This is a genomic window from Bacillus sp. LBA3-1-1.1 (assembly GCF_040676495.1).
Taxonomy (GTDB): domain Bacteria; phylum Bacillota; class Bacilli; order Bacillales; family Bacillaceae_G; genus Bacillus_A; species Bacillus_A nitratireducens.
This window is the reverse complement of record NZ_JBEGIB010000024.1, coordinates 50,958-73,107: the sequence shown is the minus strand read 5'-3', so window position 1 is coordinate 73,107 and position 22,150 is coordinate 50,958. Positions and strand designations below refer to the sequence as shown.

General features: G+C 34.0%; 21 protein-coding genes and 1 pseudogene. 21 read left to right on the top strand and 1 reads right to left on the bottom strand.

Annotated elements, in window-relative coordinates:
• Positions 1–298: 298 nt before the first annotated feature.
• The 11 genes from MRBLBA3_RS19080 (at position 299) to galU (ending at position 10,122) form a co-directional block, all read left to right on the top strand.
• The gene (locus tag MRBLBA3_RS19080; RefSeq protein ID WP_363382980.1) at positions 299–1,915 is read left to right on the top strand and encodes a long-chain fatty acid--CoA ligase; all 1,617 of its coding nucleotides are present in this window, start codon (positions 299–301) and stop codon (positions 1,913–1,915) included.
• Between the two features lie 125 nt (positions 1,916–2,040).
• Entirely contained in the window at positions 2,041–3,048 is a 1,008-nt protein-coding gene (locus MRBLBA3_RS19075; protein WP_090813730.1) for a LytTR family transcriptional regulator DNA-binding domain-containing protein, read from the top strand.
• 179 nt (positions 3,049–3,227) lie between these two features.
• Positions 3,228–4,070, top strand: a complete 843-nt coding sequence (locus MRBLBA3_RS19070) for an ABC transporter ATP-binding protein (RefSeq protein ID WP_090813731.1) — start codon at positions 3,228–3,230, stop codon at positions 4,068–4,070.
• Positions 4,070–4,777, top strand: coding sequence for an ABC transporter permease (locus tag MRBLBA3_RS19065; RefSeq protein ID WP_363382976.1), 708 nt, complete (start codon positions 4,070–4,072; stop codon positions 4,775–4,777). Before MRBLBA3_RS19070 ends, MRBLBA3_RS19065 begins: the two co-directional genes overlap by 1 nt.
• Before the next feature lie 161 nt (positions 4,778–4,938).
• Positions 4,939–5,862 (top strand): M23 family metallopeptidase, encoded by a 924-nt coding sequence (locus tag MRBLBA3_RS19060; protein ID WP_363382974.1) that lies wholly within the window; start codon positions 4,939–4,941, stop codon positions 5,860–5,862.
• A gap of 141 nt (positions 5,863–6,003) precedes the next feature.
• Positions 6,004–6,138: a hypothetical protein gene (locus tag MRBLBA3_RS19055; RefSeq protein ID WP_044738197.1), complete on the top strand. Its 135-nt coding sequence runs from the start codon at positions 6,004–6,006 to the stop codon at positions 6,136–6,138.
• Between the two features lie 309 nt (positions 6,139–6,447).
• Positions 6,448–6,720 (top strand): sporulation transcriptional regulator SpoIIID, encoded by a 273-nt coding sequence (spoIIID, locus tag MRBLBA3_RS19050; protein WP_000544010.1) that lies wholly within the window; start codon positions 6,448–6,450, stop codon positions 6,718–6,720.
• 161 nt (positions 6,721–6,881) lie between these two features.
• Positions 6,882–7,883, top strand: a complete 1,002-nt coding sequence (locus MRBLBA3_RS19045; RefSeq protein ID WP_212088631.1) for a rod shape-determining protein — start codon at positions 6,882–6,884, stop codon at positions 7,881–7,883.
• Positions 7,884–8,334: 451 nt separating this feature from the next.
• A complete protein-coding gene (locus MRBLBA3_RS19040) occupies positions 8,335–8,580 on the top strand; it encodes a hypothetical protein (RefSeq protein WP_002094341.1) in 246 nt (81 codons plus the stop codon).
• A gap of 161 nt (positions 8,581–8,741) precedes the next feature.
• A complete protein-coding gene (locus MRBLBA3_RS19035; RefSeq protein ID WP_016130951.1) occupies positions 8,742–9,005 on the top strand; it encodes a glycosyltransferase in 264 nt (87 codons plus the stop codon).
• Positions 9,006–9,240: 235 nt separating this feature from the next.
• Complete coding sequence (gene galU / locus MRBLBA3_RS19030) at positions 9,241–10,122, top strand: UTP--glucose-1-phosphate uridylyltransferase GalU (protein WP_000757802.1); 882 nt, start codon at positions 9,241–9,243, stop codon at positions 10,120–10,122.
• Between the two features lie 192 nt (positions 10,123–10,314).
• On the opposite strand, the pseudogene MRBLBA3_RS19025 reads toward galU, so the two are convergent.
• Positions 10,315–10,430, bottom strand: a pseudogene (locus tag MRBLBA3_RS19025) (IS3 family transposase); the annotation flags it as partial.
• Positions 10,431–10,800: 370 nt separating this feature from the next.
• On the opposite strand from MRBLBA3_RS19025, the gene MRBLBA3_RS19020 reads away from it, so the two are divergent.
• The 10 genes from MRBLBA3_RS19020 (at position 10,801) to MRBLBA3_RS18975 (ending at position 22,117) form a co-directional block, all read left to right on the top strand.
• Positions 10,801–11,499: a YveK family protein gene (locus tag MRBLBA3_RS19020; protein ID WP_088008365.1), complete on the top strand. Its 699-nt coding sequence runs from the start codon at positions 10,801–10,803 to the stop codon at positions 11,497–11,499.
• The gene (locus MRBLBA3_RS19015; RefSeq protein ID WP_000581658.1) at positions 11,489–12,148 is read left to right on the top strand and encodes a CpsD/CapB family tyrosine-protein kinase; all 660 of its coding nucleotides are present in this window, start codon (positions 11,489–11,491) and stop codon (positions 12,146–12,148) included. The genes MRBLBA3_RS19020 and MRBLBA3_RS19015 overlap by 11 nt, the downstream gene beginning before the upstream one ends.
• Positions 12,149–12,589: 441 nt before the next feature.
• Positions 12,590–14,404: a polysaccharide biosynthesis protein gene (locus MRBLBA3_RS19010; protein ID WP_088008367.1), complete on the top strand. Its 1,815-nt coding sequence runs from the start codon at positions 12,590–12,592 to the stop codon at positions 14,402–14,404.
• Positions 14,405–14,521: 117 nt separating this feature from the next.
• A complete protein-coding gene (locus MRBLBA3_RS19005) occupies positions 14,522–15,664 on the top strand; it encodes a glycosyltransferase family 4 protein (RefSeq protein ID WP_212088623.1) in 1,143 nt (380 codons plus the stop codon).
• Positions 15,661–16,761 (top strand): glycosyltransferase family 1 protein, encoded by a 1,101-nt coding sequence (locus MRBLBA3_RS19000; RefSeq protein WP_328024135.1) that lies wholly within the window; start codon positions 15,661–15,663, stop codon positions 16,759–16,761. Before MRBLBA3_RS19005 ends, MRBLBA3_RS19000 begins: the two co-directional genes overlap by 4 nt.
• A gap of 57 nt (positions 16,762–16,818) precedes the next feature.
• On the top strand, positions 16,819–17,910 hold the full coding sequence (locus MRBLBA3_RS18995; protein WP_363382969.1) for a glycosyltransferase family 1 protein: 1,092 nt from the start codon (positions 16,819–16,821) through the stop codon (positions 17,908–17,910).
• Between the two features lie 30 nt (positions 17,911–17,940).
• Positions 17,941–18,843: a glycosyltransferase family A protein gene (locus MRBLBA3_RS18990; RefSeq protein WP_097808703.1), complete on the top strand. Its 903-nt coding sequence runs from the start codon at positions 17,941–17,943 to the stop codon at positions 18,841–18,843.
• 150 nt (positions 18,844–18,993) lie between these two features.
• Entirely contained in the window at positions 18,994–20,067 is a 1,074-nt protein-coding gene (locus MRBLBA3_RS18985; RefSeq protein ID WP_000469601.1) for an EpsG family protein, read from the top strand.
• A 103-nt stretch (positions 20,068–20,170) separates the two neighbouring features.
• Entirely contained in the window at positions 20,171–20,911 is a 741-nt protein-coding gene (locus tag MRBLBA3_RS18980; protein ID WP_000885932.1) for a glycosyltransferase family 32 protein, read from the top strand.
• A gap of 9 nt (positions 20,912–20,920) precedes the next feature.
• The gene (locus MRBLBA3_RS18975; protein ID WP_000651828.1) at positions 20,921–22,117 is read left to right on the top strand and encodes a glycosyltransferase; all 1,197 of its coding nucleotides are present in this window, start codon (positions 20,921–20,923) and stop codon (positions 22,115–22,117) included.
• Positions 22,118–22,150: the final 33 nt, after the last annotated feature.

Sequence of the window (22,150 nt, the reverse complement as noted above, 5' to 3'; positions counted from 1 at the left end):
CCGTCCCAAATGGTAGTTGGGACGGTTTTCTTTTGTTGGTAGGTAGGTTATTTTTTTCGTATTTTGCAGTTAAGTCGATGTTCCTTGTCGAAACGTCGATATAATTCAATTTGCGTTGATATAAATTCGATTAGCATTGCAATCGTAACAAAGAAGAAAATAGCTTTAGTCAGAAGTTCAATTTCGGAACGTCCTTTTTGTCATTATTTGTAGAAATAAATGGAAGTTACCCTACATACTGCGTGTTATAATACAGTTATGTGAATATATAAAATATAACAACAGGGGGTAATGAAAAATGATGATGGATGTACCACTTCTCATTCCGTCCATGATGGAACGAGCGGAGAAATATTTTTCGAAAAAGGAAGTTGTTTCACGGACTGCATCGCGTATTCATACATTAACATACGGAGAAATTGCAAAGCGGACGAGAAGGCTTGCTAGTGTATTAACGAAAATGGGAATTGAACAAGGGGATAAAGTAGGGACAATTGCTTGGAACCATCATAGGCATTTGGAAGCATACTTTGCGATTCCAGGAATCGGAGCGGTGCTACATACGATTAATTTAAGGCTTTCCGCTGATCACATTTCATATATTATTAATCATGCAGAAGATAAAATCATTCTTGTCGATGAAGATATGGTACCTATATTAGAGAGTATTCAACACGAAATCCCGCATATAGAAGCCTTTATTATTATGACAGACGATCATAAACTACCTCACACAACACTATCACCAGCATATCATTATGACCAATTACTCGAAGAAGGCGATGAGACATTTCCGTTTGTAAAAGATTTAGATGAAAAAGAACCAGCCGGTATGTGCTACACATCAGCTACAACAGGAAAACCGAAAGGTGTAGTTTACACACACCGTAGTATTGCGCTCCATAGTTATACACTTGGACTTGCAGATGGCGGGAACATATCAGAAGTAGACACTTGTATGCCTGTCGTTCCAATGTTCCATGTTAATGCATGGGGATTACCGTTTGCGAGTACATGGTTTGGGACAAAACTCGTATTACCAGGACCGCATTTCACACCAAAAATTTTAGCGGAGTTAATTGAAAGTGAGAAAGTAACAATTACAGCTGGCGTGCCGACAATTTGGATTGGCTTATTACAAGAACTTGAGAAGCATCCATATGATATTAGTAGCGTAAAAACGATATGGTCAGGTGGATCAGCAGCTCCGCAAAGTATGATTCGTACGTATGAAGAGAAATATGAAATTGCATTTAGACAAATATATGGAATGACAGAAACGAGTCCTGCTGTTGTAATTAATTGTCCGAAATCATATCAACGTGATTTACCGAAAGAAGAATATTATAACTTGCGCTCTCGCCAAGGATATTTATTCCCTGGGCTAGAAATGAAAGTGATTGGACAAGACGGTGAAATTAAGTGGGACGGGGAAGAAATGGGAGAACTTTGCCTAAGAGGCCCATGGATCGCTGGTAGCTATTATAAAGATGAGCGTACAGAGGAATCGATGAAAGATGGTTGGCTCCATACAGGCGATATCGTTACAGTTGATTCGGAAGGATTTATTAAAATTGCTGATCGCACGAAAGACTTAATTAAAAGCGGCGGTGAGTGGATCTCTTCAGTAGATTTAGAAAATGCTTTAATGTCACACGATAGCGTATTAGAAGCATCTGTCGTGGCAGTTCCACATGAAAAATGGCAAGAACGTCCTGTTGCTTGCGTCGTATTAAAAGAAGGACAAGCAGTAGAAAGAGAAGAGCTGTATTCTTTGCTAGAAGCCGAATTCCCGAAATGGTGGATGCCAGATGATATTTTATTCGTAAATGAAATTCCGAAAACATCTGTAGGGAAATTTCTAAAAAGAGCACTTCGTGATCAGCTCAAGACTTATATGGTGGAGCAGAAATAGAGAAGAAGGCTATCCTGATGGATAGCCTTCTTTGTTGATACAGTATAAAAACATTGTATTAAATATCATAATTTTCCATTAATTGTTTGGTATAATAGGATAAAAAAACACTTGGGGGATACAGAATGGCGTTATTGGAGTTGAAACAATTAGGGAAGACGAACCAGTTACCGGCAGTTGAATTGAAGGTTGAAAAAGGACAATGTGTTGTTTTGCAGTGTAATAATCATACAGCTAAAGTGTTGCACCGGATTATTATCGGAGAAGAAGAGGCTTCTTCGGGCAGTGTGTTATTTGAAGAGGAGCCGATTGGAAAGAAAGTATATTCCCGCATCGGTTTTTGTTTTTTGAAAGATGAAGCATACGACCGTTTGAAGGTGAAGGAGTACTTCAAGTTTATATTAGGGCTTTATGAATCACATATGAGTATGGAAGAAGTAGTACAATATGTCGGTCTCCTAGATAAGTTGAACGTTAAAATAGAAAAATTGTCATTTTCAGAGAAACGCCGTCTTCATCTTGGGCGAGTTATGATTCATAATCCGGATTTAGTTATTTTAGAAGAGCCAGAGCAAAATGTAGATACAGAGAGTACGATTATTATTCGAAAAGCGATTATGAAAATGAAAGAACAAGGAAAGGCAATCTTCATTACGTCCTCCTTTTTATCAGATGCACTTTCGCTGACGGAAGATGTATACATATTAAACAACGATGGTGTGAAAAAGGTAGAAATAGAGCAAGAAGAAGCTGAAGAAGTCGATGAAGAAAAAGTAGTTCAAATGATTCCGCAAATGAAACTTGAAAGAATCCCAGCGAAAGTGAACGATAAAATCATTTTACTGGATCCGATGGAGATTCATTTCATTGAAACGCAAAACGGAGTGACACATATTCATGTGCGCGAAGGAGATTTCGTATGCGCATTAACATTAAGTGAACTAGAAGTGAGATTAACAGGATTCGGATTCTTTAGATGTCATCGCTCGTACCTCGTCAATTTACAAAGAGTACGAGAAGTGATTACTTGGACACGCAATAGTTTTAGTTTAATTTTGGATGACGAAAGAAAAAGTTCAATCCCGCTTTCAAAAGGACGAATGGATGAGTTAAAAGGTGTAATTGGGCTATGAAAATACTCCAATAAGCTCAAAATACGATTCATTCACCGGTAAAAATACTCCTTTTACCGGTATTTTACTGCATAAACCCTTTGTTTTTCATATGATTGAGTCAAGAAAAGCGAAACAAACAAACGAAAAGCGCTAAGGCGACTTTCATCTATAAAAAGAAAAACAAAGGGGATGACGAAATGACATTGGCAATTGAAATGAAAGATGTAATGAAAAGTTTTGATGGAAAAACGGCCCTTCGAAATGTAAATATTGAGGTGAAGCAAGGAGAAATCTTTGGATTCCTCGGACCGAGTGGATCTGGGAAAACGACAACAGTAAAAATATTAACATCTCAATTGCTTCATAGCGTTGGAACTGTAAGAGTATTAGGTAAAGACATTACAGGACCAAGCAGCATCGATTACAAACGAATCGGTATTTTAACAGACAATAGCGGCGTATATGAAAGACTTAGCATTTATGATAACTTACTACTATTTTGTGACCTATACGATTGTAAAAAAGAACGAATTGATGAAGTGCTAGCGCAAGTGAACTTATTAGATGATAAAAAAACACAGGTGAAAAAATTATCAAAGGGAATGAAGCAGCGCGTCACATTAGCAAGAGCAATTCTTCATAAACCAGATATCCTTTTCTTAGATGAACCAACATCTGCACTTGATCCAGTAAACGTACAAAACATTCATAAAATCTTAAAAGACTTAAATAAAGAAGGAACAACGATTTTCTTAACAACGCACAACATGGACGAAGCAGAAACACTTTGTAACCGCATTGCCTTTCTGTGCGGCGGAGAAATAGTAGCGCTTGATACACCGGAAAATCTTCGCTTGCAATACGCGAAAGATCAAATACAAGTTGTGTTAACAGATAAGAAGAAAGAAATTGTGAAAAAAGATGAATTAGGAGCAAAACGTATTTCAGAATGGATGAAAAAAGGAGAATTACTATCTATTCATTCACATGAACCAACGTTAGGCGATATCTTTATTGAAGTTACTGGGAGGGGACTATAATGACATTTTCAATGAGACGATTTTCAGCAATTTTTCGGAAAGAGGTACAGGATTTTAAAACGAATTCACAAACTTTAATTATGTTGGTAATGCCACTTGTCTTTTCGGTATTATTTAGTCGCTCAGATAATATGAGAGAAATTGGAGCAAGTACGTTAACTGCGATGGCGCTAGTTATGGTTGGAGGCTTTGTACAGGCGATGCTTATCGCTGAAGAAAAGGAAAAAAATACGCTTCGAGTTCTTATGCTATCACCAGCATCATCTATTGAAGTATTAATTGGTAAAAGTTCATTAACAGGTATGATTACAGTTGCAATTTGTTTTATTAATCTACTTATTTTAGGTAAATTAGAAGGTAATCTTGCATTATTATTACTTATCTTCGTTCTTGGAATGCTAATATTTAACCTCATTGGTACTTGTATTGGATTATTAGCTCAAAATGTTCCGCAAACATCAACAATTGGATTACCAATATTAATGACATTTCTTTTCGGTGATTTAATTGGAATGTTTGTGAAGAATGAAGTCGTTACAAAAATAATCGATTATTTACCAACTCGTCATATCGGTCTTGCGGTTAGTAGTGTTATAAAAGGTGAAGGTTTTAGTGCAATTACTAGTAATTTATTGAACATAACTATTTGGTTAGTTGCAGTACTTGTTATTACGCTCTTCATTTATAGAAAGAAACAAATGGACTAAAAACTGAGCTGAAACGCTCAGTTTTTTCCTTTTTCTATCATTTCCTCGGAAATTTTGCAATTCCTATACATATTTTTACAGATTTTGTCGAAAAGTAATTAGTTATAGGTTGTATAGGATGATTGAATATTGTTCAAAATGATTGCTGAGGTGATGATGGAATGCGAGGAAGAAATAATAAAAAGTCGCAAAAAGTAGTACATTTATTTCAAAGAAGATGGGTGTTTCCGGCACTATATATTGCTTGTGCAGCGGTAATCTTAATGGTTGCGCTATGGTTCCAAGGAGCTAATCCGAAGAAAGCTCCGAACCAAGATCAAGCAACACCGTATACACAAACGGAAGATCCAGCAGTACCAGTAACAAAGTCTTCAGAAGTAGTGAAAATGCCAGCTGCAGCAAATGCAGAAGTAGTAGTACAGAAGAAATTCTATGAAGATGCAGCATCAGAGGCGGAACAAGAAAAAGCACTTGTCTTTTATAACAACACATATTCCCCTAATAAAGGAATCGACATTGCTGCGAAGAACGGAAAAGAATTTGATGTGACAGCTGCTTTAAGTGGTACAGTAACGAAAGCTGAAAAAGATTCACTTCTTGGTTATGTTGTAACAGTAGATAGTGGAAATGGTGTAGCAGCATCTTATCAAAGCTTAGGCAGTGTGAAAGTAGAAAAAGGTGCAAGAGTTGCGCAAGGTGAAGTGTTAGGGAAATCAGGTCTAAGTGCAATGAATAAAGATGCAGGTTCTTACGTTCACTTTGAAGTACGTAAAGACAATGTGGCTGTGAATCCTGAGCGTTATTTAAATAAATCAGTAGCAGAAATTAAAGCTGATGCAGGTGCTGCAAAGGCGACAAATGCTTCTGGTAAAAAAGCTGATGACAAATCTCAAAAAGAAGAAAAGTCAACAAGCACGAAACCAGAAAGTAAAACAGAAGATAAGTCTCAAAAAGAAGAGAAATCAACAAGCGGTTCGACTAGTGATAAAGAAACGAATGGCAAACAAGATGAGAAGTCTCAAAAAGAAGAAAAATCAACGAATGGTTCTACAGAATCATCTAACGGTTCTTCTTCACAAGAATAATAAAGTGAAAAAATCAGTTCTCATTAGGAGAGCTGATTTTTTCACTTTCATATAAAAATAATCAATTTCGAGAAAAAAGTTGCAATAACAAGGAAAAATGACGAGATTCTCGAATATATATTACAAAAGGGAGGGGATACTGTGTCATTTTTATCTGTTCTGTCGATTGCTATTATTTTATTGTTTGTTTTATTCGCTTTATATTATTATATTGCCGGTAAGAAAGAAGTTCCCCACCATCAGTTGTTGAAAGAAGATTGTGACCGAGAAGAGTGACACCTTTTATAAAGAGGTGTCACTTTTTTTCGCTATAATTGTCATCTTTAACGTATTTCTCACAAAAAAACGTAATTTTTCTTAACTTAGTCCGCAAAAATAGTGAACATGTAGCATATATCAGTAGTGCGGGCAATACAATGGTATAAACCAATGCAAAGAGAGTGTTTGAGGTGAGAAATCGTGAATCATTTCATTATAAATCCAAGAATGTTTAACGCTTACAAACAGCACTCACATTTACTTCATAGTCGTATGCAGCGAGTCTCATTTCACACTTCTCACATCCAATTTAGGGAGGCGAGTGGTGTGCACGATTACATCAAAGAGAGAACTATCAAGATTGGCAAGTATATCGTGGAGACAAGAAAGACAGTGCGTGTAATTGCAAAGGAGTTTGGGGTATCAAAGAGTACAGTCCATAAAGATTTAACAGAACGTTTGCCAGAAATTAATCCAGAGCTCGCAAATGAAGTGAAAGAAATTCTTGATTATCATAAGTCTATTCGTCATTTAAGAGGGGGAGAAGCAACAAAGCAGAAGTATAGAAAAGAAGATATAGAAAAGCCTGTACGTCAATAAATGCAAAACAGCAAACATTCCTTACAGATTCGGTAATGTTTTTCAGAAAAATTCTTTTTGCGAATATTACGTTTCTGTTAAATTTATGATAAAATCAGAAATTAGGTGTAAAAGAATTCGGGTGTAACCTGATTTTGAATATCGAGGAGGAAAAGACGGGAATGTTTGCGCGAGATATCGGAATTGACCTAGGTACGGCTAACGTATTAATTCATGTTAAAGGTAAGGGTGTTGTATTAAATGAGCCATCTGTTGTGGCAATTGATCGTAATAGTGGAAAAGTATTAGCAGTAGGTGAAGAAGCAAGAAGTATGGTGGGACGTACACCTGGTAATATTGTGGCAATTCGTCCGCTTAAAGATGGTGTAATCGCAGATTTCGAAATTACAGAAGCAATGTTAAAGTATTTCATTAACAAATTGGACGTGAAGAGCTTCTTTTCAAAACCTCGCATTTTAATTTGCTGTCCAACAAATATCACATCTGTAGAAAAAAAAGCAATTCGTGAGGCTGCTGAACGTTCAGGTGGTAAAACAGTATTTTTAGAAGAAGAACCAAAAGTAGCCGCAGTTGGTGCTGGTATGGAAATCTTCCAGCCAAGCGGAAACATGGTTGTTGATATTGGTGGAGGTACAACAGATATTGCCGTACTTTCTATGGGTGATATTGTTACCTCTTCCTCTATCAAAATGGCTGGCGATAAGTTTGATATGGAGATCTTAAACTACGTTAAACGTAAGTATAAGCTATTGATTGGAGAACGTACTTCAGAAAATATTAAAATTAAAGTTGGTACAGTATTCCCAGGTGCACGTAGTGAAGAGCTTGAAATTCGCGGACGTGACATGGTAACTGGTTTACCACGTACAATTACAGTATGCTCTGAAGAAATTACAGAAGCACTACAAGAAGAAGCGGCTATCATTGTACAAGCTGCAAAAGGCGTACTAGAGCGCACACCACCAGAACTATCTGCGGACATTATTGACCGTGGTGTTATTCTAACAGGCGGTGGAGCTTTATTACACGGTATCGACATGCTTCTAGCAGAAGAGTTAAAATTACCAGTATTAATTGCTGAAAACCCAATGCAATGTGTTGCTGTTGGTACAGGTATCATGTTAGAAAACATCGATAAATTACCACGTCGTGCATTACGATAAGGTTCAAAAACGTATAAAAGTAGTAAAAATCAGGAAGAGGATGTTTTCTTCCTGATTTTTTTGTAGTTGAAGAAGATAAATAGAACTTTGTAGAACTAATGAAGAAAACGTTTCCCTAGAGTGCATATGACAAAAACTGCGTATTAATGGTAATAGTTTGTAAATGAAAAGTATGCGATAATCACTATTGTGAATTTTATGCGAACCTGATGTAAATTATATGTAAATTTGTTTAGGTTTACAGGGGCTTTTATGATTTCATGATGCGGGGAAATCTCTGTTTTAATTTCCTTTCTTTAATCAATTATAAAGGGAATATTTCACAGGGGACAATGAAGTATGAAAAAGGTAATTACATACGGTACATTTGATTTTATTTAAAGGAATCAATATTTAATATAACAAGTGAAATTTTTAATGTGGATTTGAGTCAATATCATGGGGAATTAGATTGTTAACTTGTTTGACAGATTCAGAAATTAATGACTATCAATTACTATTAGAAGGAACTCGGGTAAAGTTATATAAAGCAGAAAATGCTACAGCAATCCCTGAGAAAACAGCTGGATTGGATAAAAAGGTAGTGATTGCTGCAGGTAGATATGTACCTCAGAAAGATTTCGATCTTTTAGTTCCTGTTTTTTCTAAAGTTATAGAGAAATATCCGGATTGGAAGTTGGGAATGTTTGGTTCGTGAGAAGATGAACAACTTCTTCGACAACAGATTTTTGATCATAAAGCTTATAATAATATTTTTCTAATGCCAAAGACGAATGATATTATTGGTGAGATGCTTAATTCATCAATTTATGTTTTAAGTTCCAGATAGGAACCTTTTGGGGGGGTATCATTGAAGCCATGTCAGTAGGGGTTCCTTGTGTAAGTTTTGCTTGTACAGGTCCTGTTGAAATAATTAAAAATAAAGAAGACGGATTGCTTGTAGAAGAAGGAAATATTGATGATCTTGCTAATTCATTAATGACTTTAATAGGATCTGAAGAATTAAGAAAAGAATATGGTCACAAGGCTAAAAAGAATGTTGAGAGGTATACTTTTAATGTCGTTGGTGACAAGTGGGAAAATATTTTAGAAGAGCAAGTACAAAAAAATAAAACAGAATAAGAAGGCATTAACAGAGATATCGATATAATATTTTATTGATGTTGTATTAGTAATATCTTTAGTCATAGAATAATAACGTGTGAAATATGAATAGGTAGACATCATAAAATTAAAACAGAAAATATATAGATAATTTATTTTATATAGGAGTGTAATTAAATTCTCTATTTCTTTTTATTAGTGGTTAGATTTATGATTTATATAAATACGTTTTAGATTACTAGGAGGATTTTCATTGAAAAAGGTAAGAAAAGCCATTATTCCGGCTGCAGGATTAGGAACTCGTTTTTTACCGGCGACAAAGGCTATGCCGAAAGAAATGCTACCAATTGTTGATAAACCAACAATTCAGTATATTGTGGAAGAAGCAATTGAGTCTGGAATTGAAGATATTATTATTGTAACGGGAAAAGGAAAACGCGCAATTGAAGATCATTTTGATCATTCTTTTGAATTAGAACAGAACCTATTATCAAAAGGAAAGCATGAAATTCTTGAGAAGGTACAAGAGTCTTCGAAAATCAATATTCATTATATTCGTCAAAAGGAGCCTAAAGGTCTAGGACATGCTGTATGGTGTGCACGTAAATTCATTGGGAATGAACCATTTGCTGTATTACTTGGCGATGATATTGTTCAAGCTGAAACGCCATGCTTACGTCAATTAATGGATCAATATGAGGTAACAAAATCATCAGTAATCGGTGTTCAAACGGTTCCAGAAAATGAAACACACCGTTATGGCATTATTGATCCATTAGAGAAAAAGGATCGTAGTTATCAAGTGAGTAAATTTGTGGAAAAACCTGCTAAAGGAACAGCACCATCTAATTTAGCAATTATGGGACGGTACGTATTAACGCCAGAAATATTTATGTTCCTAGAAGATCAACAAACTGGAGCAGGTGGAGAAATTCAGTTAACAGATGCAATTCAGCGTTTAAATGAAATCCAACGTGTGTTTGCTTATGACTTTGAAGGGATACGCTATGATGTTGGAGAAAAGCTTGGATTTATTCAAACAACTGTTGAAATGGCACTGCAACATGAAAACCTAAGAAAAGAGCTATTAGACTATATGAAAAAGTTAGTAGAAAGCGAAATGGTTTATAATTAAGTTTTAACGACACAAAAAAGACTTCTATTTCATTAGAAATGAAGTCTTTTTTTAGAAAAGGATGCTAAATTTTTATGAATTAGAGTCAATATACTTGGTAAAAAGTTAAGGAAAATCTGTTTTGGGGATTAACCTTTTAATGATATTTCTTTTTTCGGTCATCATACTTGTAGAACATTATTTAATTCAGTTGTAAATGGTTACTTCTGATACGCCATACTTGCTGCTTAATGCTTTTACAGATTGTCCCGAATGATATAATTCAACCACCATTTTTTAAACTCTTCATTAAATTTCTTGTTTGTCACCCGGACACTGCCTCCTTGAAATCCATTGTAAGGACTTAACTAAGTTGTGTCCATATGACTATACTAACTCCGTTATTTTTGAATTTATATAAGGATAATTGAATTAAATATACTAAGGTAATCGATAGATTTGATGTATAAATTTATATTGACGGGTTCATTATCAAGAACTAAAATGAATATCGAGTATATTAAGATTAATGAAAAAAAGGTATATATTTTCTGAATAAAATATATACTCAGAAAATTCATCCTGTTTATGATTTAGTAAGTTATGTTCCGTATAATCAAAATTAACTTAGGTTATACGATTTAATTTACCTACGATTTGCTTTTTTATTAATCAAATAGACAGTAATGGAGGGGAAACATGGAAAAGGAAATAGACTTAAAAAAATTATTTAATGTTATAAAAAGAAAATTTTGGATTATTGCAGTAATTACGATATTAGCGGCATGTATTGGTGGTATATATAGCATTTTCATGAAAACGCCTTTATATGCGTCTTCTGCAAGAATCCTCATTCCAGCTAATGCCGATGCTATAGCTACACTTAAAGTGATGATAAAGGAACCTATTGTTTTAGAGAAAGTGGCCCAGCAATTAAATTCGCAAAAATCAGCAGATGCATTGAACGGACAGGTCAGTGTTGGAAAGATTGAAGAGTCACAGGTTTTTGTTATTACGGCTGTGGATACTAATCCAGCCCAGGCAGCCAAAATTGCCAATGCTACAGCAAATGTTTATAAAGAAGAAGCCAATGCTATCCTAAATTTTTCGAATGTCCGCATCTTAACAGAAGCAAAAGTACAAGAGCATCCTTTACCGATAAACTTGAATCATGCAAAAGCGATTGAGATGGCCTTGGCTGCCGGTCTTATACTGAGTATCGGAGTAGTCTTTGTATTGGATTCTCTTGATGAAACAATTAAATCGGAACGTAACATTGAAAAATTATTACCGGTTCCCGTTTTAGGAAGTGTTTCTCAAATGAAGAAAAATAATATAGTAGATAAAACAAGTAAGAGAGAAAGTGTAATAGTGGAGGGGAAAACATTTGATTCATAATAAAAAGCAAAGCCGTATCCTTGATAATAGTCATTTAATTGCTCATATCGCTCCGAAATCGAAGATGGCTGAGGAATATCGAACAATTCGTACTAACCTTCAATTTGCAATCGGCACGGACAAAACAAGAACTATAATTATTACTTCTCCTGGATATGGAGAAGGTAAAACCACCACTGTGGCAAATTTGGCGGTTTCTATGGCTCAGCGAGATGAAAAAGTCTTAGTTGTTGATGCGGATTTGCGAACTCCGGAACTACATGCGATTTTTGGGATGGAAAATAAATCTGGATTAACAAATATTTTGGAGGGAAAATCAGCATTAGAAAAAGTGGTAATGCAGACAGAAATCAAAAATGTACATATATTGACAAGTGGTCCCGAAGTTAATAATCCAGCTGAGATGCTTAGTTTACCATCTATGCAAAACTTAATTAGCAAAGCCGTAGAGCAGTATGACATTATTTTATTTGATTCTCCGCCCCTTCTTGAGGTTATAGATACAAATATACTAGCTAGTCAATGTGATGGGGTATTATTGGTGTTAAGTTGCTATCAAACTGCTAGTGAAGCAGTTGTTGAAGCGAATAGGGCCTTAGATTTAACAAAAGGAAAGCTTGTAGGGGCTATTCTAAATAAAAAAGTATAAGAGATTTATTAGAATTGATTATACATAAAATGATAATACAGCGCTTTCCTAATGGGTGACGTAAGGATGAGAAGCTTTTCATATGTTTTATAGTAGAGAATGAAAGACCACCTATAAAAAATTATAGGGTACGGTGATGTCTCCTTACCACTATCAATGGAGACACTCGATCATACTGTGGGTTGAAGAACCTTAGACGTTAGTCGTCAAGAGTGTGGTGTGAGGGAGGGTTAGATGCCCAAACTTATTTGAGGTTCTTGTCTAGAAAGTCTTTCTAAAGGATTTTGTAGATAGGAACTTTGTATTAGTTGGTTATTGATTATTTTCCTTGTCTATATGTTTAGCTAGACATATTCAATATATAAATCTTTTAATTCTAAGATAACAATTATGAGGATTTCCTTTTGTTATATATATAAAATTTAGAGAGGGGGGCCTATTATGACATATCGTCAGAGATTATCCTTATTAATTTTAATTGATTCCTTAATCGTATTAACTACGGTTTTCTTTAGTCGCTTCTTGGTAAGTGCTGATTTCAATGTCATAAAATTTCCCATCGTAGTGAGTGCAATGACGCTGCTACTTAGCCATCATATTTTTTCGTTTATTTATAAGCTTTATAAAAAAGCATGGGAGTATGCAAGTGTAGGGGAATTGCTAATTATTTTAAAAGCAATCACACTTTCTGTTATCACAACAGCAGTAGTACAACAAATATTGGTTCAAGATATTTATTTCCGTCTTCTTGTTGTAACTTGGATGATTCATATTTTACTGATTGGAGGATCACGTTTTCTATGGCGGATGTTCAGAGATGCTTATATTCAAAAAGGGGACGACAAAAAAAGAACACTAATTATTGGTGCGGGTTCTGCAGGTACAATGGTTGTAAGGCAACTTTTGAATAGTAATGATACTGAATTACTGCCTGTGGTATTTATAGATGATAATATAAAGAAACAAGGTTTGGATATTCTTGGAATACCGGTAGTTGGAGGAATTGATCGTATTGAATTTGCTGTTCAGCAATTAGATATCGATAGCATCATAATAGCAATTCCCTCACTTAGCAAGAAAGCATTAAATATGATTTTTCAAGAATGTTCCAAGACAAAAGTAAAAACACAAATTCTTCCAATGCTAGAGGATTTAGTGACTGGAAAAGTTTCAGTGAATGAATTTCGTGATGTCCAAGTAGACGATTTATTAGGACGTGATCCTGTTGAATTGGATATTGAAAGTATTTCAGAATTTATTACTAATAAAATTATTTTAGTAACTGGTGCTGGTGGTTCAATTGGATCTGAAATTTGTCGTCAAATTGCAAAATTCAACCCAAAACAATTGATTTTATTAGGTCATGGTGAAAATAGTATTTATTCTATCGAAATGGAATTGAAAGAGCTATACGGTGACACAGATATTGTCGTTACCACAGAAATTGCTGATGTACAGGATGATCTGAAAATGATGTCAGTAATGAGTCAATATCAGCCTCAAGTTGTTTATCATGCCGCTGCACATAAGCATGTACCATTGATGGAACGTAACCCCGAAGAAGCTATCAAAAACAATTTAATTGGGACAACAAACGTGGCAAAAGCGGCAAGCTGGAATGGGGTCGAGACGTTTGTAATGATTTCTACAGATAAAGCTGTGAATCCGACAAGTGTAATGGGAGCAACAAAAAGGCTTGCTGAAATGGTAATTCAAAACTTGGACAAAACAAGTAATACAAAGTTTGTGGCTGTAAGATTTGGTAATGTATTAGGAAGCCGCGGTAGTGTTATACCGTTGTTTAAAAAACAAATTAAGCAAGGTGGTCCAGTTACGGTTACACATCCAGATATGATTCGTTACTTTATGACAATTCCAGAGGCATCCAAGCTTGTAATACAGGCTGGTGCATTAGCTAAAGGAGGAGAAATATTTGTATTAGATATGGGAGATCCTGTGAAAATAGTAGATCTTGCGAAAAATTTAATTACATTATCAGGAAATTCGCTAGAAGAAATACAAATAGAGTTTACTGGAATAAGACCTGGAGAGAAGCTCTTTGAAGAACTATTGAAAAAAGAAGAAATACATGAACAACAAATTCATCCTAAAATTTATATAGGTAAAACATCGAACCTTTGTATAAACGAAATTGAATCAGTTCTCCAAACTTATAAGAATCTGGAGAAGACGGAATTAAGAAAACGTGTATTGACATTGGCAAATAGTCATATAACTCCACAAAATATGATGTAAATATGGATTTTGATCTGCATATATATGCTTAGACTTATGTTTTACTATGTAGAGAAATGAGAATGAAGTATGAACAGGTGGTTAGTTACAATATAACAATTGTAGGGTGATATATATATGGAAAATAAAGTATTATTTTGTGCGACGGTAGACTTTCACTTTAAAGCATTTCATTTGCCGTATATGAAATGGTTTAAAGAACAAGGCTGGGAAGTCCATGTTGCTGCTGCTGGCAACATAGAACTTCCATATGTGGATAAGAAGTATGACATTTCTATTCAAAGGTCACCTTTGCAATTTAAGAATATTAAGGCTTATAAAGAGCTGAAAGATATTATTGATGAAAATCAATATAAAATTATTCATTGCCATACCCCGATGGGGGGAGCCGTTGCACGTTTGGCAGCAAGAAAGTCTAGAAAGCATGGAACAAAAGTTTTATATACTGCGCATGGATTTCATTTTTGTAAAGGTGCCCCGCTTGCAAATTGGCTGTTATATTATCCAATTGAAAAAATGCTAGCAAATTATACAGATTGCCTCATTACAATTAACCAAGAAGATTATAACTTGGCTGTTCAGCGAAAGTTTAAAGTACCTAAAATTGAACAAATTCATGGGGTGGGAGTGGACACAGAATATTTTAAACCAGTTAGTGAGGCTCAAAAGAATTGTCTAAGGATTGAGATGGGTTATAAACCGGATGATTTTTTAATGTTTTATGCGGCTGAGTTTAATAAAAATAAAAATCAGCAGTTTTTGATTCGTTCATTGGCCTTAATAAAAGATCATGTTCCCAATGCGAGGCTTCTATTGGCTGGGAATGGTCTTTTGATAAATGATTGCAAAAATTTAGCTAAACAAATGGGTGTATTTGAAATGATAGATTTCCTTGGTTATAGGAATGATATTGCAAAAATTTTACCTATTTGTGATATTTCTGTTGCATCCAGTCTACGTGAGGGGTTACCAGTTAATATTATGGAAGCGATGGCTTGCGGATTGCCTGTTATAGCCAGTGAGAACAGGGGCCATAAAGAATTAATTCAAAATGGTGTAAATGGTTGGACAGTAGGTCGTGAAGACATACAGACAATGGCAGAAAAGATAAAATATCTTGCTGAAAATAGTAGCTTACAAGGCATATTCGGAGAGTCTGGTCGTGAGATTATTAAAAATAATTATGCCGTCAATAAAGTATTAGAAGAAAAGAGCTATATTTACACCATGTTTATGAGTAGAACGGAGGCGTTAGATTGAATTGTCCATTAAGAATCTTACATGTTGTAGTCAATATGAACCGTGGTGGTGCAGAAACCCTTATTATGAACTTGTACCGGAATATAGATCGAAATAAAGTGCAGTTTGATTTTCTTACTTGTAAGGAAGGTGTTTTCGATACAGAAATATCAGAATTAGGTGGGAAAGTGCACAGGATTCCATATATTACTGATGGTGGTCATAACGAATACATAAAGTCTTTAGATAATTTTTTTGAATCTCATCAAGAATATAAGATTGTACACTCACACATGGATAAGATGAGTGGATTTGTGTTACGTGCAGCTAAGAAAGCCGGTATACCAGTTCGTATCGCACATAGTCACAATACTAGCAGTGAAGGTGGAGTTGCTGCGAAAGTATATAAGTGGTATGCAGGGAAGTATATATTACGAAGTGCGACACATCTTCTAGCATGCTCGGATGCGGCATCTCGCTGGTTATTTGCAGGTAAAACAGATACTGCCACGATTTTAAAAAATGGAATTGAGCCTGAAAAGTTTTCATTTTCCCCCGAAATTAGAAAACAGATAAGAGAGGGACTAAATCTTACAGTTGATAACTTTGTAGTAGGGCATGTAGGAAGGTTTGCGCATCAAAAAAATCATGGATTCCTTATAGAAGTGTTTGCTCAGTTAGTTAAACTTAGAAGAGATTCTGTTCTTGTTTTGGTGGGGGATGGTCCGTTACGGTTAAAGATCGAACAAAAAGTGGAAGAATTAAATTTAGGGGCTAATGTAAAGTTTCTTGGCATAAGGAGCGATATCGACCATTTACTTCAAGCTTTTGATGTATTTGCATTCCCATCCATCCATGAAGGATTGCCTGTTACTCTTATAGAAGCGCAAGGAGCTGGGTTATCTTGTGTAATCTCGGATGCGATAACTAAAGAAGTAGACATGGGAGCAGGTCTAGTGAGTTTTGAAAGCATAAATACCTCCCCTGAAATATGGGCGCAGGATATATTGGATGTCAATAAACGTATGCAAGATGTAGAAGGATATATCAAGAAAGAAGGATATGATATAAGTGAATCGGCTACTTGGCTTGAGAATTTTTATCTTCAAGCGCTTTAATTAATAGTAACTTCTATATTTTAAATAATGTCTAAAGGATTAAAAAGGAGCACAATGATGTCAAGAGTTTCATGTTGTCTTAGGCTAGGAGAAGTTCCGCTGCACCTCTATAATATAACTGCAGGTTTTGTTCTACTTGCTCAACAAGGAGTAATAGACTTGAGGATAGAGAAACTTAGTAAGAATCATCAAGATCAATTACCTTATAATATGATGGAAGTTATAATCAACGGGAAAACTCGAGTGTTATATGATGTTAATGATGGTTATGATAATTTGCTTAAGAAAAATCAGGATTATGTTGAGTTTATGAATGTGTTGTTAGAAAAATACGACTTTTACTTTAAGCGAAGTTTTAATAGTTTTTATAATTCAAAGTTAAGGCATAAGGAAAAAATTTATCCTCTTGGATTAAATTATATGGTTACAATACCTGGAAATATTGCGCATTCACCGATGCCTCAAGATCCACTTAGGGAGAAAATTAAGAAAATAATACGGAAGGTTCCGTTGTCTCAATATTACAATGGTTTATATCGTATTAATTCTTTTGAAGATATACCTCATAAAGAAATAGATTCAAAAATTCTTTTTATGGCTAGGTTATGGGATGTAAATGGAGATTATGAAGGGCAAATTTCTTCGAATAAAAAGGAAGAACGTGCATATATTAATGATTTTCGAGCAACATGCATTAGACTTTGTCGAAAAGAGTTTGGAGATAAATTTTATGGAGGAGTAGCACCATCAGAATTTGCATATAAAAATTATGCAGATATTGTTATAGAAGACGGAAAAGCTACTGAACGGAATAATTACCTAAGAAAGGTAAAAGAATCTGCAATTTGTATTGCAACTATGGGATTACATCAATCTATTGGTTGGAAATTTGCAGAGTATGTTGCAGCAAGCAAGGCTATAGTAACAGAAGAATTACATTATGAAGTCCCAGGTGATTTTCGTGATGGTCAAAATTATCTTGTTTTTAAAACACCAGAAGAATGTATAAATCAAATATATACTTTATCAAATGATGAAAATTATAGATATCAAATGATGATTAACAATTATAGATATTACCATGAATATGTAAGACCTGATAGATTAGTATTAAATAGTATATTAACAATATTAGGGAATGAATTTTAATAGATTAGATGATTGATGGAGAGATGTAAATTGAAACCTACTCTTACAATTTTTACACCTACATTTAACCGTGCTTACACGCTGCATTTATGTTATGAAAGTTTAAAGCGACAGACAAGTAAGGATTTTGTTTGGTTAATTATTGATGATGGATCTACAGATGACACAAGAGAGTTAATAGAAAATTGGATTTCCCAAGGCAGTATCTCAATTCAGTATCATTATCAAGAGAATCAGGGAATGCACGGGGCACATAATACTGCTTACGAATTAATTGATACGGAACTTAATGTTTGTATTGATTCTGATGATTATATGGCGGATGATGCCGTTGAAAATATCACTCGTTTTTGGAAGGAGTATGGAAGTAATGATTACGCTGGCATAATAGGATTAGACGCTAATCTAAATGGAAAAGTTATTGGAACGATGATGCCGGAACATGTGAAGGAATCTAAACTGACAGATTTGCATGCGAAATATAAAGTCACAGGTGATAAAAAGTTAGTTTATCGATCAGAGTTAACACGAAAAACCCCACCATATCCAATATTTCCGGGCGAAAAGTACTGTCCTTTAAGTTATAAATATATTCTTATTGATCAAGAGCAGCCTTTACTCATCATGAATAAAGTTCTTTGTCATGTTGAGTATTTAGCAGATGGATCTAGCATGAACATTATTAAGCAATATAGAAAAAACCCCCAAGGGTTCTCATTCTTTAGAAAAGTTGCTATGAAATATGCTCCTACATTAAAAGAAAAATTTCGAGAATCTATACATTATGTATCTAGCAACTTGATGATCAAAAACTATAAATTTCTTATTGAGTCCCCATGTAAGCTTATTACTTTGGTGGCTACACCTTTTGGGATTATGCTTCATTTTTATATTCAAAAGACGAGTAAAGCTACTGTTTTGAAAAATAAATAGTAGGTCTTTAATTAACTATGTATTTTATTGTCACATGTATTTAGATTGTAAGAGAAATATAGGACTGATAGGCTATATTATTGAATTATTTGGTTAAAGAATAGCAAAGAGTTTTATATTTACAATCTATAATATGAAAGGAATTTAAAAATGTTTATATTTTGGGTTACGCTGGTCTTAGTTTATATTCTTTCTTTTTTAGCAAGATATTTTTCTACTCCTGTAATAATGGGACCACACATTGTTCAATCAAAGCCAAATAAGCTGTTAGTATTTTTAACAATAGTTATTCTTGTAATGGTGTCTGGTCTCCGTAATAATATCGGGGATACTTTTTTTTATATGTATTCTTATAAAAAAGATACGTTTGATTGGGAACATATAAAAGAAGGAAAAGATATGGGTTTTAATGTGCTTCAGATGATTTTAAAACAGTTCTCTAATGACCCTCAAATATTGATTTTTGTAACGGCACTAATAACAAATGTACTTATTGTGTTGGTTTTATATAAATATACAAGAATGTTCGAATTAAGTTTATATGTATATATAACAGGTGGAATGTATTTAATATCAATGAATGGGATAAGGCAATTTCTTGCAGCAGCAATTATTTTTGCTGCAACAAAATATATATTTGAAGGTAACTGGAAAAAGTATATTCTAATTATTCTATTTGCATCAACAATACATCAAACTGCACTTATCCTTATTCCAATATATTTTATGATTAGGAGAAAAGCATGGTCATGGGAAACGTATGTAACCCTTTTTTGCTCTGTATTCATAGTTATAGGGTTTAATCAATTTTTAGATACGTTATTCTCAGTCATAGGAGATAGTCAGTATGGAGATTACAAGAACTTTTCTGAGGGCGGAGCAAATATACTTAGAGTTGGAGTTAATATTCCTCCAATTATTATTGCTTACATTGGAAGAGAGAAACTTAGGGAAATATTTCCTAAAAGTGACTATGTAGTAAATATGTCTATATTAGGACTTGTATTCATGATAATTTCAACACAAAATTGGATTTTTGCAAGATTTTCTATATATTTTGGATTATACCAATTAATTTTAATTTCATGGATTATAAAATTATTTACTGATAAAGACCAAAAACTAGTTTATTATGCAATATTAGTATTTTATTTTATTTTCTATGCATACGAGAATGTAATAACATTAAACATTATTTATAAAAGTAATTTTTTAAATTTCTAAGTTTTTTAAGGTGAAATATGTTAATGACTAGTTGATCAATGAAATATGGAAATTTAGGTGTATAGGTATATTATTCTATATAGTTTAGAAAGGGGATACTGAGTTGGCATTTACAGAAAAGATTCCACGCACCATTCACTATTGTTGGTTTGGTAAAGGAGAAAAACCTATAATAGTAAAAAAATGTATAGATAGCTGGAAAGAGAATTTAGCTGGTTATGAAATAATTGAGTGGAATGAAGATAATTTTGATATAAATTGTAATTTATATGTCAAGGAAGCCTATGAATACAAAAAATTTGCATTTGTAAGTGATTATGTAAGAGTATACGCTCTTTATAAATTTGGAGGAATTTACTTAGATACGGATGTGGAGGTATTCAAATCTTTTGATGATATGCTACATCATGATTCATTTTGGGGATTTGAACAAGAGAACTATATAGCTACAAGTACAATAGGAGCGACTAAAGGAAATGTGTTAATAAGAATGTTTCTAGATTCATACGAAGAAAAAAGTTTTATTAAAGAGGACGGAAAGTATGACAGTTTAACCAATGTGGCCATTATAAGCGAGATACTAAAAAATAAAGGATTACAGTTGAATGGAAAATATCAAGAAATAAGTGGGATAGGAGCCTTCTATCCTCAAACATATTTTTCTCCATATGATTATATTAACTGTAGAAAATTTATTACTCCAAATACATATGCAATGCATCATTTTTATAAAAGTTGGTTACCACCTAAAGCAAGATTGAAGAGTGGTTTAAAACTGTTAGCATCTAAGGTTATAGGTGGAGAAAATATAGCGCGGATAAGAAAATTTGTTACAAAAAATTAGGAGGCATATATGAAGGATATACTGGTGGCCTCATTTGATATGGAAGTTGGAGGAGTAGAAAGAAGCCTTATAAGTATGCTTGAGGGTTTTGATTACAAAAAATACGCTGTTGATTTAATGCTGTATAGGCATCAAGGGGATTTTATGGAATTAGTTTGTAACAAGGTAAATTTATTAGAAGAAATTCCACAATACACCACCTTTAGGAAGTCAATTGGAGAAACATTAAAGGATAAAGAGTATGGCATTGGATTTTCTAGAATTTTATCTAAGATAAATACTCGTTTTGCAGGAAAAGCTAAAGGAATAGTAGAGACAGGATATTATCAAATGCAATTAATGTGGAAATATGCTATTCCATTTTTACCTAAACTAGATAAAGAGTATGATGTTGCAATTAGTTATTTGTGGCCACATTATTTTGTAGCAGATAAGGTCAAGGCTAAGAAAAAAATAGCATGGATTCATACAGATTATTCTACAATTGAGACAGATATAGAGATGGATTTAAAAGTATGGAATAAATTTGATTGTATTGTAGCTGTATCAGAGGCATGCAAAAATTCATTTTTAAAAAAATATAGTGCATTAAAAAATAAGGTTATAGTAATGGAAAATATAACCTCCCCACAGTTTATTAGAGATATGGCGAATGAAGAAATAGATACCCCTATGCTTCTTGATAACCGTTTTAAAGTTATAACTGTGGCTAGACTATCTCATGCAAAAGGAATCGATAATGCTGTTAGGGCTTTAAGGATATTGAAAGATAAAGGCTATGAGAATATAGCCTGGTATGTAGTTGGATATGGTGGAGACGAAACAATGATTAAAAATCTAATAAGGGATTTGAAATTAGAAAATAGCTTTGTGTTGCTAGGAAAGCAAATCAATCCATATCCATATATAAAAGAAGCTGATTTATATGTCCAACCATCTAGATATGAGGGAAAAGCTGTTACAGTAGGAGAGGCTCAGATACTTGCAAAACCAGTCCTAATTACAAATTATACAACCGCAAACAGTCAAGTGAAAAATGGGGTTGACGGATATATTACGGAATTATCCGTTGAAGGAATAGCAGATGGAATAGAAAAATTGTATAAGGATGCTACCGTAAGAAAGCAGTTAGCTAACAATTGTAGTAATACTGATTATAGTAATAAATATGAATTAAATAAGTTGTATGAAATTATAGAGGCTTAAAAGTTTATTAAGTGTATTGGTACAACTACAAAA